The organism is Streptomyces sp. NPDC048288 (assembly GCF_043201555.1).
In the GTDB taxonomy this organism is placed as follows: Bacteria; Actinomycetota; Actinomycetes; order Streptomycetales; family Streptomycetaceae; genus Streptomyces.
The window spans coordinates 244223-263207 of record NZ_JBICZD010000009.1 but is presented as its reverse complement, the minus strand read 5'-3'; the positions used below and the strand labels follow the sequence as shown (position 1 = coordinate 263207).

16 protein-coding genes are annotated in these 18985 nt (G+C 71.2%); 12 read left to right on the top strand and 4 right to left on the bottom strand.

The window, feature by feature from the left end; translation table 11 throughout:
* The first annotated feature begins 221 nt into the window (after positions 1-221).
* The 4 genes from ACGFZS_RS31295 (at position 222) to serA (ending at position 5567) form a co-directional block, all read left to right on the top strand.
* Positions 222-2072 carry an acetolactate synthase large subunit gene (locus tag ACGFZS_RS31295; protein ID WP_393540325.1) on the top strand — a complete coding sequence of 617 codons (1851 nt, stop codon included), beginning with the start codon at positions 222-224 and terminating at the stop codon, positions 2070-2072.
* Between the two features lie 21 nt (positions 2073-2093).
* Positions 2094-2618, top strand: a complete 525-nt coding sequence (gene ilvN / locus ACGFZS_RS31290) for an acetolactate synthase small subunit (protein WP_355717132.1) — start codon at positions 2094-2096, stop codon at positions 2616-2618.
* A gap of 130 nt (positions 2619-2748) precedes the next feature.
* A complete protein-coding gene (gene ilvC / locus ACGFZS_RS31285; protein ID WP_393661246.1) occupies positions 2749-3747 on the top strand; it encodes a ketol-acid reductoisomerase in 999 nt (332 codons plus the stop codon).
* Between the two features lie 230 nt (positions 3748-3977).
* On the top strand, positions 3978-5567 hold the full coding sequence (gene serA, locus ACGFZS_RS31280) for a phosphoglycerate dehydrogenase (RefSeq protein ID WP_393797878.1): 1590 nt from the start codon (positions 3978-3980) through the stop codon (positions 5565-5567).
* Positions 5568-5635: 68 nt separating this feature from the next.
* Here the strand turns inward: serA and ACGFZS_RS31275 are convergent, their stop codons facing one another.
* The gene (locus ACGFZS_RS31275) at positions 5636-7150 is read right to left on the bottom strand and encodes an MFS transporter (protein WP_393797877.1); all 1515 of its coding nucleotides are present in this window, start codon (positions 7148-7150) and stop codon (positions 5636-5638) included.
* A gap of 98 nt (positions 7151-7248) precedes the next feature.
* On the opposite strand from ACGFZS_RS31275, the gene ACGFZS_RS31270 reads away from it, so the two are divergent.
* Together ACGFZS_RS31270 and ACGFZS_RS31265 are read left to right on the top strand one after the other, a co-directional pair.
* Complete coding sequence (locus ACGFZS_RS31270; protein ID WP_365691009.1) at positions 7249-7824, top strand: TetR/AcrR family transcriptional regulator; 576 nt, start codon at positions 7249-7251, stop codon at positions 7822-7824.
* A 229-nt stretch (positions 7825-8053) separates the two neighbouring features.
* Complete coding sequence (locus ACGFZS_RS31265) at positions 8054-9139, top strand: hypothetical protein (protein WP_393797876.1); 1086 nt, start codon at positions 8054-8056, stop codon at positions 9137-9139.
* A gap of 41 nt (positions 9140-9180) precedes the next feature.
* Here ACGFZS_RS31265 and ACGFZS_RS31260 read toward each other — a convergent pair whose 3' ends face one another.
* Positions 9181-10440 carry a PucR family transcriptional regulator gene (locus ACGFZS_RS31260; RefSeq protein ID WP_393797875.1) on the bottom strand — a complete coding sequence of 420 codons (1260 nt, stop codon included), beginning with the start codon at positions 10438-10440 and terminating at the stop codon, positions 9181-9183.
* Between the two features lie 181 nt (positions 10441-10621).
* On the opposite strand from ACGFZS_RS31260, the gene ACGFZS_RS31255 reads away from it, so the two are divergent.
* A complete protein-coding gene (locus ACGFZS_RS31255; protein ID WP_365691015.1) occupies positions 10622-11548 on the top strand; it encodes a proline dehydrogenase family protein in 927 nt (308 codons plus the stop codon).
* Between the two features lie 89 nt (positions 11549-11637).
* Positions 11638-13269, top strand: a complete 1632-nt coding sequence (pruA, locus tag ACGFZS_RS31250; protein ID WP_393797874.1) for an L-glutamate gamma-semialdehyde dehydrogenase — start codon at positions 11638-11640, stop codon at positions 13267-13269.
* A gap of 77 nt (positions 13270-13346) precedes the next feature.
* On the opposite strand, the gene ACGFZS_RS31245 is transcribed toward pruA, so the two are convergent.
* Entirely contained in the window at positions 13347-14195 is an 849-nt protein-coding gene (locus ACGFZS_RS31245; RefSeq protein ID WP_393797873.1) for a helix-turn-helix transcriptional regulator, read from the bottom strand.
* Positions 14196-14281: 86 nt separating this feature from the next.
* On the opposite strand from ACGFZS_RS31245, the gene ACGFZS_RS31240 reads away from it, so the two are divergent.
* The 3 genes from ACGFZS_RS31240 to ACGFZS_RS31230 all read left to right on the top strand — a co-directional run bounded on the left by ACGFZS_RS31240 (position 14282) and on the right by ACGFZS_RS31230 (position 15916).
* A complete protein-coding gene (locus ACGFZS_RS31240; RefSeq protein WP_393797872.1) occupies positions 14282-14977 on the top strand; it encodes an SDR family NAD(P)-dependent oxidoreductase in 696 nt (231 codons plus the stop codon).
* Positions 14978-14994: 17 nt separating this feature from the next.
* Positions 14995-15531: a GNAT family N-acetyltransferase gene (locus ACGFZS_RS31235; RefSeq protein WP_393797871.1), complete on the top strand. Its 537-nt coding sequence runs from the start codon at positions 14995-14997 to the stop codon at positions 15529-15531.
* Positions 15532-15784: 253 nt separating this feature from the next.
* Positions 15785-15916, top strand: a complete 132-nt coding sequence (locus ACGFZS_RS31230) for a hypothetical protein (RefSeq protein ID WP_015493350.1) — start codon at positions 15785-15787, stop codon at positions 15914-15916.
* Positions 15917-15999: 83 nt separating this feature from the next.
* On the opposite strand, the gene ACGFZS_RS31225 is transcribed toward ACGFZS_RS31230, so the two are convergent.
* Positions 16000-17577: a purple acid phosphatase family protein gene (locus tag ACGFZS_RS31225; protein ID WP_393797870.1), complete on the bottom strand. Its 1578-nt coding sequence runs from the start codon at positions 17575-17577 to the stop codon at positions 16000-16002.
* A 132-nt stretch (positions 17578-17709) separates the two neighbouring features.
* Between ACGFZS_RS31225 and ACGFZS_RS31220 the strand changes: the two genes are divergently transcribed.
* Entirely contained in the window at positions 17710-18753 is a 1044-nt protein-coding gene (locus tag ACGFZS_RS31220; protein WP_393797869.1) for a 3-isopropylmalate dehydrogenase, read from the top strand.
* The last annotated feature ends 232 nt before the right edge of the window (positions 18754-18985 follow it).

The window sequence follows — 18985 nt, the reverse complement described above, 5'->3', positions numbered from 1 at the left end:
ATGCGCACCCGAATTCTCGTACTTGGACAGCGCGTCGGCTGAGTTGGGTCCCACCGGAGAAGGCTCCGGAAAGCCCAGCGACCACACCGGCGCGCTCCCCTCGCTTGCCTTTTGGCACGAGGGGTTTTTTGTTGCACCAGCACCACCTGTACAGCATGCGTACGGCGGCAGAAAACCGTACGAACCTCGCAAAAACCCTCAGCATCGAGAAGAGAATGCCGATGACCGAGCAGAGCGCCGCGGCCCACCATCCGCAGCCGAGGCCCCGTTCCGGAGGACAGCAGCCCGCCCCCGTCGAGCACGTCACGGGCGCGAAGTCCCTCATCCGCTCCCTTGAGGAGGTCGGCGCTGACACGGTATTCGGCATTCCCGGCGGCACGATCCTGCCGGCCTACGACCCGCTGATGGACTCCACCCGGGTGCGCCATGTCCTGTGCCGCCACGAGCAGGGTGCCGGACACGCGGCCACCGGCTACGCGCAGGCCACCGGCAAGGTCGGCGTCTGCATGGCGACCTCGGGACCCGGTGCCACCAACCTGGTGACGCCGATCGCGGACGCGAACATGGACTCGGTGCCGCTCGTGGCGATCACCGGCCAGGTCGTCTCCGCGGCGATCGGCACGGACGCCTTCCAGGAGGCGGACATCGTCGGCATCACCATGCCGATCACCAAGCACAGCTTCCTGGTCACCAAGGCCGAGGACATCCCGCGGATCATCGCGCAGGCGTTCCACATCGCCTCCACCGGCCGTCCAGGCCCGGTCCTCGTGGACATCCCCAAGGACATCCTCCAGGCGAAGACCACCTTCTCCTGGCCGCCGGTCATGGACCTGCCCGGCTACCGCCCGGTGACCAAGCCGCACGCCAAGCAGATCCGCGAGGCCGCCAAGCTGATCACCTCCGCGAAGCGGCCCGTCCTCTACGTCGGCGGCGGTGTCATCAAGTCGCACGCCACCGCCGAGCTCAAGGTCCTCGCCGAGCTCACCGGAGCGCCCGTCACCACCACCCTGATGGCGCTCGGCGCGTTCCCCGACAGCCACCCGCTGCACGTGGGAATGCCGGGCATGCACGGTGCGGTCACCGCCGTCACCGCGCTGCAGAAGGCCGACCTGATCGTCGCCCTCGGAGCCCGCTTCGACGACCGCGTCACCGGCAAGCTGGACAGCTTCGCCCCGCACGCGAAGATCGTCCACGCCGATATCGACCCCGCGGAGATCGGCAAGAACCGCGCCGCCGACGTGCCGATCGTCGGTGACGCCCGCGAGGTCATCGCCGACCTGATCCAGGCGGTCCAGAAGGAGCACAGCGAGGGGAACCAGGGCGACTACACCGCCTGGTGGAAGGACCTGAGCCGCTGGCGCGAGACCTACCCGCTGGGCTACGACCTGCCCGACAACGGCTCGCTCTCCCCGCAGCAGGTCATCGAGCGCATCGGGCAGCTTGCCCCGGAGGGCACGATCTTCACGGCGGGCGTCGGCCAGCACCAGATGTGGGCCGCGCACTACGTCCAGTACGAGAAGCCCGCCACCTGGCTGAACTCCGGCGGCGCCGGAACCATGGGCTACGCGGTCCCGGCCGCCATGGGCGCCAAGGCCGGCCGGCCCGGGCAGGCCGTCTGGGCGATCGACGGCGACGGCTGCTTCCAGATGACCAACCAGGAACTGACCACCTGCGCCCTGAACAACATCCCGATCAAGGTCGCCATCATCAACAACGGCGCCCTCGGGATGGTCCGCCAGTGGCAGACCCTGTTCTACAACCAGCGGTACTCCAACACCGTCCTGCACTCCGGGCCGGACGACGTCAACCCGGACGCCCGCGGCACCCGGGTCCCCGACTTCGTCAAGCTGTCGGAGGCCATGGGCTGCTACGCGATCCGCTGCGAGTCCCCGGACGACCTCGACAAGGTCATCGAAGAGGCGAACTCCATCAACGACCGCCCGGTCGTCATCGACTTCATCGTCCACGAGGACGCCATGGTGTGGCCGATGGTCGCCGCCGGCACCTCCAACGACGAGATCCTGGCCGCCCGGGACGTCCGCCCCGACTTCGGCGACAACGAAGACGACTGAGCGAGAGAGACGCAGAAGAACATGTCCAAGCACACGCTCTCCGTCCTGGTGGAGAACAAGCCGGGCATCCTGGCCCGGATCGCCGCGCTGTTCTCCCGCCGCGGCTTCAACATCGACTCGCTCGCCGTCGGGGTCACCGAACACGCCGACATCTCCCGCATCACGATCGTGGTGAGCGTCGAGGCGCTGCCCCTCGAGCAGGTCACCAAGCAGCTCAACAAGCTCGTCGAGGTGCTGAAGATCGTCGAGCTGGAGCCGGGTTCGGCCGTTCAGCGGGAACTCGTTCTGGTGAAGGTGCGCGCCGACAACGAGACGCGCTCCCAGATCGTCGAGATCGTCCAGCTGTTCCGCGCCAAGACCGTCGACGTCTCCCCGGAGGCCGTCACCATCGAGGCCACCGGCAGCAGCGACAAGCTGACCGCCATGCTCAAGATGCTGGAGCCCTTCGGCATCAAGGAGCTGGTGCAGTCCGGCACCATCGCGATCGGCCGCGGCGCCCGCTCGATCACCGACCGGTCGCTGCGCGCGCTCGACCGTTCTGCGTAAGGCTTGACACGGGCGGCCGCCGATCCGTCCCGGCTCACCGGCCGCCCGTATACCGAGACCCCGAGACTTCCCTTCCGACCACCGTCATACGGTGGGACGCAACATCTGCACACCAAGGAGAGAACCCAAAGTGGCCGAGCTGTTCTACGACGCCGACGCCGACCTGTCCATCATCCAGGGCCGCAAGGTCGCGGTCATCGGCTACGGCAGCCAGGGCCACGCCCACGCGCTGTCGCTGCGCGACTCCGGTGTCGACGTCCGTGTCGGTCTGCACGAGGGCTCCAAGTCCAAGGCGAAGGCCGAGGAGCAGGGCCTGCGCGTGGTCACCCCGGCGGAGGCCGCCGCCGAGGCCGACGTCATCATGATCCTCGTCCCGGACCCGATCCAGGCCCAGGTCTACGAGGAGTCCATCGCCCCGAACCTGAACGACGGCGACGCGCTGTTCTTCGGCCACGGCCTGAACATCCGCTTCGGCTTCATCAAGCCCCCGGCCGGCGTCGACGTCTGCATGGTCGCCCCCAAGGGCCCGGGCCACCTGGTGCGCCGTCAGTACGAGGAGGGCCGCGGCGTTCCCTGCATCGTGGCCGTCGAGCAGGACGCCACCGGCAACGGCTTCGCGCTCGCCCTGTCGTACGCCAAGGGCATCGGCGGCACCCGCGCCGGCGTCATCAAGACGACCTTCACCGAGGAGACCGAGACCGACCTGTTCGGTGAGCAGGCCGTCCTCTGCGGTGGTACCTCCGCCCTGGTCAAGGCCGGTTTCGAGACCCTGGTCGAGGCCGGCTACCAGCCGGAGATCGCCTACTTCGAGTGCCTGCACGAGCTGAAGCTGATCGTGGACCTCATGTACGAGGGCGGCCTGGAGAAGATGCGCTGGTCGGTCTCCGAGACCGCCGAGTGGGGCGACTACGTCACCGGCCCGCGGATCATCACCGACGCCACCAAGGCCGAGATGAAGCAGATCCTCGCGGAGATCCAGGACGGCACCTTCGCCAACAACTGGATGGCCGAGTACCACGGCGGTCTGAAGAAGTACAACGAGTACAAGACCGCCGACTCCGAGCACCTGCTGGAGACCACCGGCAAGCAGCTGCGCAAGCTGATGAGCTGGGTGAACGAGGAGGCGTAAGCCTCAGCCGACGGGGCCGGAGCGGACTGCTCCGGCCCCGTTGTCCACCCCGTCGAATCTCGGACGGGTGATCCTTCCGCAGAGGCGCAGGACGACTCCTGCCGCGCCACTACACTGCCGTACTACATACGCGTCAGGCCCACAGCGTCGTGCGTCTCCACGCGGCTAGCCAACCTCCACCGCCTGCGGCCGTCGGGACGGCCGTCCGCATTGGACCTGTGAGGACTCACGTGAGCTCGAAACCTGTCGTACTCATCGCTGAAGAGCTGTCGCCCGCCACCGTGGACGCGCTGGGCCCGGACTTCGAGATCCGGCACACCAACGGAGCAGACCGGGCCGAGCTGCTCCCCGCCATCGCCGACGTGGACGCGATCCTGATCCGCTCCGCCACCAAGGTCGACGCCGAGGCCATCGCCGCGGCCAGGAAGCTGAAGGTCGTCGCACGAGCCGGCGTCGGCCTGGACAACGTCGACGTCTCCGCCGCCACCAAGGCCGGCGTGATGGTCGTCAACGCGCCGACCTCCAACATCGTGACCGCCGCCGAACTGGCCTGCGGTCTCCTCGTCTCCAGCGCCCGCCACATCCCGCAGGCCAACGCCGCGCTGAAGAACGGCGAGTGGAAGCGCAGCAAGTACACCGGTGTCGAGCTCGCCGAGAAGACCCTCGGTGTCGTCGGCCTCGGCCGCATCGGCGCCCTGGTCGCGCAGCGCATGTCCGCCTTCGGCATGAAGATCGTCGCGTACGACCCCTATATCCAGCCCGCCCGCGCCGCCCAGATGGGCGTGAAGGTGCTGTCGCTGGACGAGCTCCTCGAGGTCGCCGACTTCATCACCGTGCACCTCCCGAAGACCCCCGAGACGGTCGGTCTGATCGGCGAGGAGGCGCTGCGCAAGGTCAAGCCGTCGGTGCGCATCGTCAACGCCGCGCGCGGTGGCATCGTCGACGAGGAGGCGCTGTACGCGGCGCTGAAGGAGGGCCGGGTCGCCGGCGCCGGCCTCGACGTCTACAGCAAGGAGCCGTGCACCGACTCCCCGCTCTTCGAGCTGGACCAGGTCGTCTGCACCCCGCACCTCGGTGCCTCCACCGACGAGGCCCAGGAGAAGGCCGGTATCGCCGTCGCGAAGTCGGTGCGGCTGGCTCTCGCCGGTGAACTCGTGCCGGACGCCGTGAACGTCCAGGGCGGTGTCATCGCCGAGGACGTCAAGCCGGGCCTGCCGCTCGCCGAGCGCCTCGGCCGCATCTTCACCGCGCTCGCGGGTGAGGTCGCGGTCCGTCTCGACGTCGAGGTCTACGGCGAGATCACCCAGCACGACGTGAAGGTGCTGGAGCTGTCCGCGCTCAAGGGCGTCTTCGAGGACGTCGTCGACGAGACGGTGTCGTACGTGAACGCGCCGCTGTTCGCGCAGGAGCGGGGTGTCGAGGTCCGCCTCACCACCAGCTCCGAGGCGAGCGAACACCGCAACGTGGTGACCGTGCGCGGCACGCTCGCGGACGGCGAGGAGGTGTCGGTCTCCGGCACGCTGGCCGGTCCGAAGCACCTCCAGAAGATCGTCGCGGTCGGTGACTACGACGTCGACCTCGCCATCGCCGACCACCTGCTGGTGCTGCGCTACGAGGACCGCCCGGGCGTCGTCGGCACCGTCGGCCGCATCCTCGGCGAGGCGGGCATCAACATCGCCGGTATGCAGGTGGCCCGCGCGGTCGCCGGCGGTGAGGCGCTGGCCGTGCTGACCGTCGACGACTCGGTCGACGCCGGTGTGCTGGCCGAGGTCGCCGAGGAGATCGGGGCCACCTCGGCCCGTGCGGTCAACCTCGTCTGACCCCTGGATCAGGATCCACGGACGCCGGCCGGGCTGAGAGTTCCTCAGCCCGGCCGGCGTTCCGCTGTCTACGCGCTCTTCCGCAGGCTCACCCCCGCCCCCACCGCCGCCAGCACCAGCAGCACCGCCCCCGCGATCGCCGCCCCCCGCATCCCGCTGGTGAACGCCTCCCGCGCGGTGCGGACCAGGGCATCTCCCGCGTGCCCCGGCAGCCGGCCCGCCGTGGCCAGCGCGCCGCCCAGCGTCTCCCGGGCCGGTGCCGGAGCCGTGGCCGGCATCTCGTGGCGGTAGACCGCCGTACCGATCGACCCCAGCACCGCCATCCCCAGCGCGCCGCCGAACTCCGCGCCGGTCTCCAGCAGTGAGGAGGCCGTGCCCGCCCGTTCCACCGGCGCTCCGCCCATCGCGAGGTCGGTCAGCTGGGACATGATCGCGACCATTCCGCAGGCGAGGACGCCGGCCCCGGTCAGCACCAGCCACAGCGAGTCGGTGCCGACGAGGGCGAGCAGCGCGAACCCGGCCGCCATGGCCGCGAAGCCGCCCGCGACGACGTACCCCCGGTCGGCGCCCCGCTGGACCAGCTGGGCCGTGAGCGGTCCGGCGACCCCGATGAACACCGAGGGCAGCAGGCTCCACAGCGCCGCCGCGAGCGGGCTCATCCCGAGGACCGACTGCAGGTACTGCGTGGTGAAGATCGCCGAGCCCATCATGGCGAGCGAGGCGACGAGGGTGAGGACCAGCGCCGGGGTGAAGCCGCGGCCCTTCAGCAGGGCCGGCGGGATCAGCGGGGAGCCGGTGGTGCGCTGGCGGTGGACGAAGAGGGCGGCGAAGAGCAGGCCGACGGTGACCGAGACGACGTACAGCGGGTGCCAGCCCTCGGAGGGGATCTCCTTCAGGCCGTAGATCACCGGGAGTACGGCGGCCAGCGAGAGCGGGACGCTCAGCCAGTCGAAGCGGCCGGGGGAGGGGTCGCGGGACTCCGGGAGCAGGAACGGGCCGAGGAGCAGGAGCAGGGCCATCGCGGGCAGGTTGACCAGGAAGACCGAGCCCCACCAGAAGTGCTCGACGAGGATCCCGCTCATCACCGAGCCGAGCGCGATCCCGCCGGTCATCACCCCGGACCACAGGCCGATCGCCTTCGCGCGCTGGCCGGGGTCGGTGAACATCGTGCGCAGCAGGGCCATCGTGGACGGCATCAGGGTCGCGCCGCCGAGGCCGAGCACCGCGCGGGCGGCGATCAGGGTCCCGGCGCTGTCCGCGTACGCGGCGAGCAGCGAGGCGCCGCCGAAGGCCGCGGCGCCGAAGAGCAGCAGGCGACGGCGGCCGACGCGGTCGCCCAGCGCGCCCATCGTCATCAGCAGGCCGGCCAGGACGAAGCCGTAGATGTCCAGGATCCACAGCTGCTGGGTGCCGCTCGGGCGGAGGTCCGCGCCGATCGCCGGGAGGGCGAAGTAGAGGACGGAGACGTCCATCGAGACCAGGAGCAGCGGCAGCATCAGCACGCCGAGCGCGGTCCATTCACGGCGTCCCGCAAGGGAGTTGGTCTCACGTGGGGTGGTGGTCGTGCTCGTCGGGTTCGTCATGCCAAGGAATGTACGGGCGTCTTAAACGCTTGTCTAGAACGAATGTATAAGTCATCCGTCTAGGACGTCTGTATGGATCCCGGGGTAGGGTGGCCCGCATGGGACACCGTGAGGATCTGCTGGAAGGCGCCAAGCGCTGCCTGCTGGAGAAGGGGTTCGCGCGGACGACGGCGCGCGACATCGTCAAGGAGTCGGGGACCAACCTCGCCTCGATCGGCTACCACTACGGCTCCAAGGACGCGCTGCTCGCGCAGGCCTACATCGCGCTGGTGGAGGAGCTGTCCTTCGACGGCGGCGACGCCGGGCTGACCGGAGCGCCCGGCTCCCTCGACCGGTTCCGGGAGGTGTGGTCGCACATCGTCGGCACCATGCGCGAGCCCGGCACGATGTGGCGGCTCAGCGTGGAGATCATGGCGATGGGGGATCAGCTGCCCGAGGTGCGCGACCAGTTGGCCCGCGCCCAGCGCGAGGGCGGCCGTGGGCTGACCTCGCTGATGATGGGCGTACCGGAGGAGGAGGTCTCCGACGAGACCGCCGACACCCTCGGCCGCTTCTACATGACCCTCATGTCCGGCCTGATCTCGGCATGGACCTTCGACCCGAAGACCGCGCCCGACGGCGACGCGCTCACCGAGGGGCTGCGCCAGATCGTCGAGGCCGCCACCCGCGCCTGATCGCGGGGACCGGCCGGGTGCCTCATCGGGCAGCCGGCGCTGCCCCGGAGGATCTGGACCTTCGCCGGCGCCGGCGGCTATCGACGTCAGAAGAACCGTTTCTGATCCCGGCGGAAGGTACCCCATGCACGCTCACGGCCACACCGGTGCGCGAGAGGCCCGGAGGGAGCGTTCGCCGGCGCGGCCGACGGTCCGTCAGGAGCGGTCGCCGTCGCCGGGGCTGCTGGGCATGATGAGCACCGCCGGCAACGCCGCCGTGGCGGAGATGGTCCGCCGCTCCGGGCAGTCCGCCGGGCCGTCCGGCCCGTCCGTGCAGCGCCAGACCGACGGGGACGGGAAGCAGCTGGTCATCCAGGGCGACGACGGCCCGGTGACGGTCCGTTCCGCCTCCGATCTGCTGGTGTGGCTGATGAGCCACCCGACCCGCCCGGCGCCCGCGAACTACGCCGAACCCGACGTCCTGCGCCGGGTCCTGGCCCGGCTGGAGGGGGCCGGAGGTGCCGTCGGCGCGGCCGCCGTGTGGGCCGCGGTGCGCGCGGTCGTCACCCGGGTGGCGACGACCGCCAGCACCAGCAGCGAGAGCGACAGCGACGAGGAGGGCGGGTTCTTCCGCACCGCCCCGGCCCGGCGGAACACCGACAGCAGCAGCGAGGAGGAGTCCGAGGCCGAGTCCGAGACCGCCTCCGAGACCGGCGAGGACTGGGACGCGGGGCACTGGGACAAGGACAAGTACGGGGCGCCGGAGGCGGCCGAGTTCCGGCGGGAGATGCCCGAGGGCGACATCGCCGAACAGCAGCGGACGCTGAGCGCGTCGCTGTCCGGCTACCGGTTCGTGGGCTTCCACGGCACCAACGCGGAGAACGTCGGCGGTCTGATCATCGACGGCCCGGACGTGTCCCGGATCGCCTCCGGCCACGGCATCGGCAAGGGGCGCGGCTTCTACGTCGCCCCGGTCGTCGGCCCGCCCGGCGCGAAGGCCCCGGGCACCGCCGCCGCCAAGAAGGAGGCCCGGCTGTGGGGGCGGTTCCTGGTCGCCGTCTATGTCGCCGACGACGTCACAGTGGGGCACCACGCCGACGAGTCCGACGGCGGGGTCGAGTTCGAGGGCGCCGGCGCGTCGGGCGGCGGGCCGGAGATGGCCTACCACGGCTCCGACGAACTCGTCATCCCCGAGCAGCTGTTCGGCAAGATCAAGCTGGTCCGCAACGTGGACGACGTCACCATGCCGACCGCTCCCCGCCAGGCCGGCGCGGTCCCCTACGAGGACGGCGTCAGCAGCTACCAGAAGACCGCGAAGGGGAAGGGGCGGAAGTAGGCCCACCGCTGGAGGCAGCCGTACAGCCCGGAGACGGAGGCCTACAGCCGGGCGCCCTTCAACGCCATGTGCAGGAGCAGGCGGTCCTCGCCGTCGTCCAGGTCGAGGCCGGTGAGCTGTTCGACGCGGGAGAGGCGGTAGTAGAGGGTCTGGCGGTGGATGCCGAGGGCCGCCGCTGTGCGGCCTGCCTGGCCCGCGCAGTCGAGGTAGGCCTCGGCGGTGCGGGCGAGTTCGCGGTGGGCCGGGGTGAGCAGGGGGCTCACGGCGCGGTCGTGGGCGGCCTCCGGTCCCAGCGCGGTCAGCAGCCGGTAGGGGCCGATGTGGGCCCACTCCGCGACCGGCCCGAACCGGGGCTCGGCCAGCGCGGCGCGGGTCGCGGCGGCGGCCTCCTGCCAGACCGCGCCCAGTTCGGCGAGGCCGGTCCGGGCCTCGCCCACCCCCGCCGCGCGGCCCGGGGCCGCCAGGGCCGCCGCCCCCGCGAATCCCGCGGCGACGGCGGCGGCGGTCCGTGCCCCGGCCCCGCGGGCCGCCGCCGAACGGGCCTCCTCCGCGTCCTTGAGCAGCCTGGCGGCGGCCGTCAGGGCGGGGGTGATCACGTCGGTGCTGCGCAGCCGGACCAGTACGGCCAGGCTGTGGCCCGCCGTGCCCCAGGGCAGTGTGCACAGCGCGGTGGCGTGCGGGACCGTCCGCGGGGAGGGGGCGTCGTCCGGGTCGGCGGAGGGCCAGGGGGCGACGCAGACCAGCGTGTGCGGGACGTCCGCGCGGGCGCCGAGGGCGGTCCGCAGCTCGGCCACCGCCGCGTCCCGATGCCAGCCGGGCTCCGCCGTGAGCACCGCCCGCAGCTCCCGGCCCAGCCCCGCCCCCGCCTGCGCCTCGTCCGCGAGCAGCGCGCCGATCCGCCCGGCCACCCCCATGGCCGCGGCCAGCTGGGCGTCCGTCGGGCCCGGATCGTCGTCGAGCAGCCAGACGTAGCCGAGGACGACGCCCCGATGGCGTACCGGCAGACAGATCCGTCCCCGGTACACCCCCGCCTCCGGGGTCGGCGGGATGCGGACCGGTCCGGTCGCCCGGGTGATGCCGAAGCCCTCGAACCAGGCGCGGACCGCCGAGGTGGAGCGCCGGGTCAGGATCGAGCGGGTGCGGACCGGGTCCAGCGCCGACGGATCCAGGTCGCCCTCACTGTCGTACGCCCCGAAGGCGAGCAGTTCGAAGTCCCGGTTCTCCAGGGTCGCCGGGACGCCGAGGAGCTCCGAGATCTCGTCGACCAGCTCCTGGTAGTCACCCTTGAATTCCGACGTCACCCGGGCATTCTCCCGCAATTCACGGATGCCTTCATACATCTGTCTGAGATCCGTGGCACGGATGCGTGACAGCTGTCGATGGCCCACGATCGAAGGGATCCTTAACTTTCACGGTGGTTCCCCGTGCCGTATCCAAATCGTCGGATCGCGGCCGTTACGGCATGTGTTGTGGAGGTGCCCCGTGCTGGGTCCCGTGATTCTCGCCGCGTCGCGCAGCGACCGGATGCGTCGTCTGATCTCGGCGGCCCCGGTGACGAAGCAGGTCGTCGACCGCTTCATCCCCGGTGAGACGGTCGCCGACATCGTCCCGATCATCGAGGAGCTCACCGGCCGCGGCCTGGAGCTGACGATGGACGTCGTCGGCGAGGACATCACCACCCCCGAGCAGGCCGCCGCCGCCCGGGACGCCTACCTCGCACTCGTCGGGCGGCTGAAGGACCTCGGCCTCGGCGAGCGCGTCGAGATGTCGGTGAAGCTGTCGATGTTCGGGCAGGCGCTGGACGGCGGCCACGAGCTGGCCCTCGCCAACGTCCGCCCGGTCGTCGAGGCCGCCGCCGCCATCGGTACGACCGTGACGCTCGACGCCGAGGACCACACCACCCTCGACTCGATGTTCGCCATCCACGAGGAGCTGCGGAAGGACTTCCCGCAGACCGGCTGCGTCATCCAGGCCTACCTCTTCCGCACCGAGGCCGACGCCCGCCGCCTCGCCGCGGCCGGCAGCCGCGTCCGCCTGGTCAAGGGCGCCTACAAGGAGCCCGCCGAGGTCGCCTACCAGCAGAAGAGCGAGATCGACAAGGCGTACGTCCGGATCCTGCGGACTCTGATGGAGGGCGAGGGGTACCCGATGGTCGGCTCCCACGACCCGCGCCTGATCTCGATCGCCCAGGAACTCGCCCGGCGCGCGGGCCGCAAGCCCGACGAGTACGAGTTCCAGATGCTGTACGGCATCCGGAGCGACGAGCACCTGCGGCTCGCCGCCGAGGGCCACCGGATGCGCGTCTACACCGCGTACGGCACCGACTGGTACGGCTACTTCATGCGCAGGCTCGCGGAGAAGCCGGCGAACCTGCGCTTCTTCCTCCGCTCGATGGTCAGCAAGGGCTGAGCCCCGAAGAGCCCCGAGAAGCCCCGAGAAGCCCCGAGAAGCCGAGACAAGCCTCAACACCCGCTCACGTACAAGGAGTTACGGAACCCATGGACGCTGTGACCCAGGTCCCCACGCCCGTCAACGAGCCGGTGCACGGCTATGCCCCCGGCTCGCCCGAGCGCGCCCGGCTGGAGGCCAAGCTCAAGGAGCTGGCCGAGAACCCGATCGAGCTGCCGATGACCATCGGCGGCGAGAAGCGGCTCGGCGGCGGTGAGTCCTTCCAGGTCGTGCAGCCGCACCACCACAAGGCCGTCATCGGCACCGGGCGGCACGCCACCCAGCAGGACGCCCAGGACGCGATCGACGCGGCCCTCACCGCCGCGCCCGCCTGGCGCGCGATGTCCTTCGACGACCGCGCGGCGATCATCCTGCGCGCCGCCGAACTGCTCTCCGGCCCGTGGCGCGAGACCATCGCCGCCTCCACCATGCTCGGCCAGTCCAAGACCGCCCAGCAGGCCGAGATCGACTCGCCCTGCGAGCTGATCGACTTCTGGCGCTTCAACGTCCACTACGCCCGCCAGATCCTGGCCGAGCAGCCCCCGGCCAACTCCCCGGGCGTCTGGAACCGCATGGACCACCGCCCCCTTGAGGGCTTCGTCTACGCGATCACGCCGTTCAACTTCAGCGCGATCGCCGGCAACCTGCCGACCGCGCCCGCGCTGATGGGCAACGTGGTCGTGTGGAAGCCGTCCCCGACCCAGACCCACGCCGCCGTGCTGCTGATGCGGCTGCTGGAGGAGGCCGGTCTGCCCAAGGGTGTCATCAACCTCGTCACCGGCGACGGCATCGAGGTGTCCAAGGTCGCCCTTGAGCACCGCGACCTCGCCGGCATCCACTTCACCGGCTCGACCAAGACCTTCCAGTACCTGTGGAAGACGGTCGGCAACAACATCGAGAAGTACCGCTCGTACCCGCGTCTGGTGGGCGAGACGGGCGGCAAGGACTTCCTCGTGGCCCACCCGAGCGCCGACCGGGCCGTTCTCAAGACCGCCCTCACCCGGGGTGCCTTCGAGTACCAGGGCCAGAAGTGCTCCGCCACCTCCCGCGCCTACATCCCGGCGTCCATCTGGAACGACGGCTTCCGCGAGGAGTTCGCCGCCGAGGTCGACTACCTGACCATGGGTGACGTCACCGACCTGTCGAACTTCATCGGCGCCGTGATCGACGACCGCGCCTTCGCCAAGAACAAGGGCGCGATCGACCGCGCGAAGACCGACCCGGCCTGCGAGATCGTCGCGGGCGGCTCCTACGACGACTCGGTCGGCTACTTCGTCCGCCCGACGGTCGTCGTGTGCAGCGACCCGGAGAACGAGGTCTTCCGCACCGAGTACTTCGGCCCGTTCCTCGCCGTGCACGTCTACGAGGACGACGAGTACGACGCGATGCTGACCCAGATGGAGTCGGTGTCGGACTACGCGCTGACCGGCTCGGTCATCTCCAACGACCGCGCCGCCGCCGCGTACACGATGGAGAAGCTGCGCTACGCGGCCGGCAACTTCTACATCAACGACAAGTCGACCGGCGCCGTCGTCGGCCAGCAGCCCTTCGGCGGCGGCCGTGCCTCCGGCACCAACGACAAGGCCGGCGCCCCGCAGAACCTGCTGCGCTGGACGCTGACCCGCGCGATCAAGGAGACGCTGGTCGCGCCGACCGACTACGCGTACCCGCACATGGGCTGATCCTCAGCCCCCCGAGCACGGGCCGGGAAGCCTGACCCACGAGCAGGCTTCCCGGCCCGTTCCCATGCCCCGCCCGGCTACAGCAGCGTGCGCAGCCGGGCCGCGCCCTCGGTGTCCGGCTTCGCCGACAGGATCACGATCTTCAGCTCCGAGTCGCCGTCCGTCAGGACGTCGCAGTCCACCTCCACCGGGCCCGCCTGCGGATGCTCGACCGTCTTGCGGTCGGTGCGGTGGGCGGCGACCGTGCCGCGCGCCCAGAGCCGGGCGAACCGCTCGTTGCCCTCGGCCAGTTCGCGCACCAGGTCGGCCAGCCGGGCGTCCTGCGGGAAGCGGCCGGTGGCGCGGCGCAGGTCGGCCACGATCGCGAGGTCGGAGCCGTCGGCGTTCGCCACCCGTACCGGCCAGGACGAGAGGCGGGCCTCCCCGGCGCCGACCGGGAACCGCCCGCGGGCCAGGTTGCGCAGCTCGGGCGGGGTGGCCGCCGGGTCGCCGAGCAGCGCGGCCCAGCCGGGGTTCCACCACAGCAGCTGCCAGTGCGCGGTGAACACGCCGACCGCCACCCCGCCGAGCCGGTCCAGCACGCGGAGCACACCCGGCGGGAGATGGTCGGGGACCGGGCCGTCGTCCGGCGGGACCAGCCCGGCCATCCGGTAGAGGTGCTCGCGCTCGGCGGCCGTCAGCCGCAGGGCACGGCACAGGGCGGCGACCACCTGCCCGGACGGCGCCGTGGCCCGGCCCTGCTCCAGCCGTACGACGTAGTCGACCGACACCCCGGCCAGCTCGGCCAGTTCCTCCCGGCGCAGCCCGGTCGCCCGGCGGGCGCGGCCGGTCGCCGGCACCCCCACGGCCGCCGGTGACAGCCGCTCCCGCCAGGTACGGATCGTCGGGCCCAGACCGGCCGCCTCTTTCCTCGCCATGCCCTCCATCCTGCCTCCTCCGGCATCCTGGTACCGCCGTTCCTACGGTCGAGGCGTCCCTGGCAGCGGGCCCGCGCCGGGCCGACGATCGACGCATGACCATCACCTTCATCACCGGGGCCAACAAGGGCCTCGGCCGCGAGACCGCCCGCCGCCTCGTCGCACTCGGCCACACCGTGCTCGTCGGCGCCCGCGACCCCGAGCAGGGCGCGGCGGCCGCCGCCGCGCTCGGCGCGCGGTTCGTCCGGATCGACGTCACCGACGACGCCTCCGTGGCGGCCGCGGCCGCCGACGTCGCCGCCCACGAGGGCCGGATCGACGTCCTGGTCAACAACGCCGGGGTCGCCGGCCCGCACGGCGACCCGGCCGAGCTGACCGCCGCCGACGCTTTCGGTGTCTTCGACGTCAACGTCTTCGGCGTCCTGCGCACGACGACCGCCTTCCTGCCGCTGCTGCGCCGCTCGCCGGACCCTGTGATCGTCAACGTCAGCAGCGGCATGGGGTCGTTCGCGCTCACCCACGACCCGGAGCGCGTCGAGTCCACCGTCGTCTCGCCCCTCTACACCGCCTCCAAGTCTGCGCTGACCATGCTCACCACGCAGTACGCCAAGGCCCTGAAGGACATCCGCGTCAACGCCGTCGACCCCGGTTACACGGCGACCGACCTCAACGCGCACAGCGGTCCGCAGACCGTCACCGAGGGCACCGACGCGGTCGTCCGTCTCGCCACCGAGCCGCCCGGCGCCGGCACGGGCCGTTTCGTCGACCGCCACGGACCGGTCGACTGGTAGCTCCCGATACTGGGTTCATGTCACTTCGTATCGCGCACACCGCCGACCTCGACCCCGCCGAGCTCCGGGCCGCCCGTGACCTCCTGCACGGGGCCTTCGGCGGGGACTTCGGGGACAGCGACTGGGACCACGGGCTGGGCGGCCTGCACGCCCTCGTCCACGACGAGGAGGGGCTCGCGGCCCACGGCTCGGTCGTGCAGCGCCGCGCCCGCCACCGCGACCGCTGGCTGCGCGTCGGGTACGTGGAGGCGGTCGGCGTCCGGGCCGACGCCCGCCGCAGAGGGCTGGGCGGTCAGGTGATGGCCGCCCTGGAGGGGATCGTCGACCGGGCGTACGACCTCGGCGCGCTCGGCGCCAGCGACGACGGCGCCCGGCTCTACACCGCCCGGGGCTGGCGGCTCTGGCCCGGCCGGATCTGCGCCCTCTCCCCGGACCGGGGCATCGTGCGGCTGCCGGAGGAGGAGGGCTGCGTCTTCGTGCGCCCCGCCCGCGCGGGCGTCCTCGACCCGGCCCACGAGCTGGTCTTCGACTGGCGCGACGGAGACGTCATGTGATCGCCGAAAGGCCTGCTCACGGCCGTATGGCCCACCCCGCCGTCTCAGATAGTAGGAAGTCCGAGTAATTGTGCAGACAGATGCGGGCGGCTCCCTTACTTTTGTAGGAGCCGAACGTCTCGCTCGATCAAGCGAATGGCGGTCGTGAGCCGGGCCCCGTACAGGCAACCCCTGTGGCACCGCTCCCCGCCCCTTCCGGCGTCTCGTAACCCCCCTGCCGTACTCCACGTATGTGCTGAAGGAGTCGATTCCCATGGCCGAGACGACCGTCCGCCGCCGAGTCCGCCACGTGTCCCGCACGAGCGAGTCCGACCGCAAGAACGCCGCCGCCGCGCTGCAGCGCGCCCTCGACCGCCGCGACAACGGCGGCGAGACCGGCCACTGAGCCGAACCGCCCCCCCCCAGATACGGGAGCCGCACCCGCACGGGGTACGGCGCGGCCGGGACAGCCGCGCCGTACCCTGCGGATCACCGCCCGCGCCGTACCTCGAAGTGATCGATCCGCGCACCGCTCTGCGCGAGCGCCGACACCTTCAGCCTCGGGGCCGTACCCGCCTCCGCCTCGACCTTGAGGAAGGAGAAGCCGGTGTACCGCACCCGGGACCACTCCACCGTCTCCGCCACGCTGTGCTGCCCCTTGGTCCAGTGGGAGCTGTCCACCGCGCCGTGCCGGGTGACGTGCCCCTCGTAGCTGTCCTTGACCCCCGAGGGGAACCCGTACAGGCCGCGCCCGCCGCCGCCCGCCGTGACGTAGACGATGCCGTCCCGGGTCGGGTCGGTCGAGCCGCCGACCGGGACCGCGCGGCCGACCCCGCCGCCCTTCACCGCGTCCGTGCGTTCGTAGACGTGGTTGTGCCCGTTGATGACCAGGTCCACCTGGTACCGGGTGAACAGCGGCAGCCAGGCCGCCCGGATCCCGCCGTCGGAGGCGTGCGAGGACGTCGAGTACGCGCAGTGGTGGAAGAAGACGACCACGAAGTCCACGCCCTTCGCCGCCCGCAGCTCCTTCAGCTTCTTCTCCAGCCACTTCGTCTGCCGGCCGCCGCTGTAGCCGAGGTTGGCGGGGATCTCGTACGACACGTCGTTCGCGTCCAGCGCCACGAAGCCGACGTTGCCGTAGGTGAACGCGTACACGCCCGGTGAGCCGTGCGGGTCGAAGCCGTTGTCCGGGAGGGCGAAGCGGGCGTACTGGCCGCCGTAGCCGTCGGGGGAGTACCAGGCCTCCATGTCGTGGTTGCCGGTCGTCACCATCCACGGCACCGAGCGGGCCACCGGGTCGTTCTGCTTCAGGAAGCGGTCCCACTCCCGGGCGTCGTAGCCGTCCGAGGTCTTCCCGGCGCCGTTGCCGTCCGCGTAGCAGATGTCGCCGGCGTGCAGGTGGAAGGCCGGCTTCTGCTTCAGCAGCGCGCTGTCACTGGCCCGGCCGGCCTGGCTGACGCCCTGGTCGCCGAAGGCCGTGAACACGAACCGCTCCGGACGCGCGGGCGCGGTGCGGAAGGAGGCGATGGCCGAGCGGTGGGCCGGGGCGGCCGGGTCCCAGCCCTCGTGGCCGACGCCGTAGTAGTACGTGGTGCCGGGCGTGAGGTCGTCCAGGGCCGCGTGCACGTAGTACTGCTCGACCACCGGGCGCACCCCCTGAACCCCGGGCGTGTGCAGATGCCGGATCTCCGCCGCGACCTTCTGGCCCAGGGCGTCCGGCCGCGACCCGATCCGCACGAACGGCTTCCGCACCGCGAACGGCACCTGCCAGGAGACCCGCATCCGCGTCCGTGGGTCGGAGCCGAAGGCGAGATGGCGGCCGAACGGCACGACCGCCGCGCCGCGGACCGTCGAGGTCGCCGGAGCCGGGCTCGCCGACTTCGCCGTCCGCGCGCAGCCGGCCAGCAGACTGCCGCCCGCCAAGGTGCCCGCCAGGGTGCCCGCCATCGCACCCGCCGACACCAGCGTGCGGCGGCTCACCAGCCGCGTGCGCAGGTACTCGTACTGCTCGGCCATGCTCATCCGGGCGGCGAGCCGCGGCGGAATGCCGAAGTCGGGGATGTCCATACCGGGGACGATGCCCAGCGCAGGCCAACACCGGTCACACGTACGGGTGAACGCCGGGCGACGGAACGACGCGCCATGTCCGTATGACGGACAGCGTGTGTCATCCCATGGGACGAGGAGTAGGGTGCCGACATGTCTCGCAGCATCGATCTCGCAGTGATCCCCGGTGACGGCATCGGGCAGGAAGTCGTGGCCGAAGGCCTCAAGGTCCTCTCCGCCGTCCTCCCCGAGGACGTGAAGCTGGAGACCCAGGAGTACGACTTCGGCGCCCAGCGCTACCACGCCACCGGTGAGACCCTCACCGACGCCGACCTCGACGCGCTGAAGAAGCACGACGTCATCCTGCTGGGCGCGATCGGCGACCCGAGCGTCCCCTCCGGCGTCCTGGAGCGCGGCTTCCTGCTCAAGCTCCGCTTCGCCTTCGACCACCACGTCAACCTGCGCCCGTCGAAGCTCCTGCCGGGTGTCGCCACCCCGCTGGCCGGCGAGCCGCAGATCGACTTCGTCGTGGTCCGCGAGGGCACCGAGGGCCCGTACACCGGCAACGGCGGCACCATCCGCAAGGGCACCGAGCACGAGGTCGCCACCGAGGTCTCCGTCAACACGGCGTTCGGTGTCGAGCGGGTCGTCCGGGACGCCTTCGCCCGCGCCCAGGCCCGTCCGCGCAAGAAGCTCACGCTGGTCCACAAGAACAACGTGCTGACCTTCGCCGGGCACCTGTGGACGAACATCTTCAACAAGGTCGCCGCGGAGTTCCCCGAGGTCACCACGGACTACATCCACGTCGACGCGGCGACCATCTACCTGGTCACCGACCCCGGCCGGTTCGACGTCATCGTCACCGACAACCTCTTCGGCGACATCATCACCGACCTCGCCGCGGCCGTCTCCGGCGGCATCGGCGTCGCGGCGAGCGGGAACATCAACCCGAGCGGTGAGTTCCCGTCCATGTTCGAGCCGGTCCACGGTTCCGCGCCCGACATCGCCGGCCAGGGCAAGGCCGACCCCACCGCCACGGTCCTGTCCGTCGCCCTGCTGCTGCGCCACCTCGGCTACGAGGCCGAGGCCGCCCGCGTCGAGGAGGCCGTCACCGCCGACCTCACCGAGCGCCAGGGCAAGCCCGCCCGCTCCACCTCGGAGATCGGCGACGCGCTCGCCGTACGAGTAGCCGGCTGACCCGAGCCACTCGAAGCACGACTTCGAAGCCGCCGGGTCGCACACGCGCCCGGCGGCTTCCCCATGCCTGCCGCCGGGTGCCACCATCTACCCCGGTCCGCTTTCACCCCGATTCCTTCCGGCCAGGCCTCCGCGCGATAATCGAACGCGAAGCCGCGGTGTGAGGGAATGCTCGGACGTCCTACGAGACAAGGGTGTGAGCGCGGCCAGTCACTACAACCGGTGAAGGACT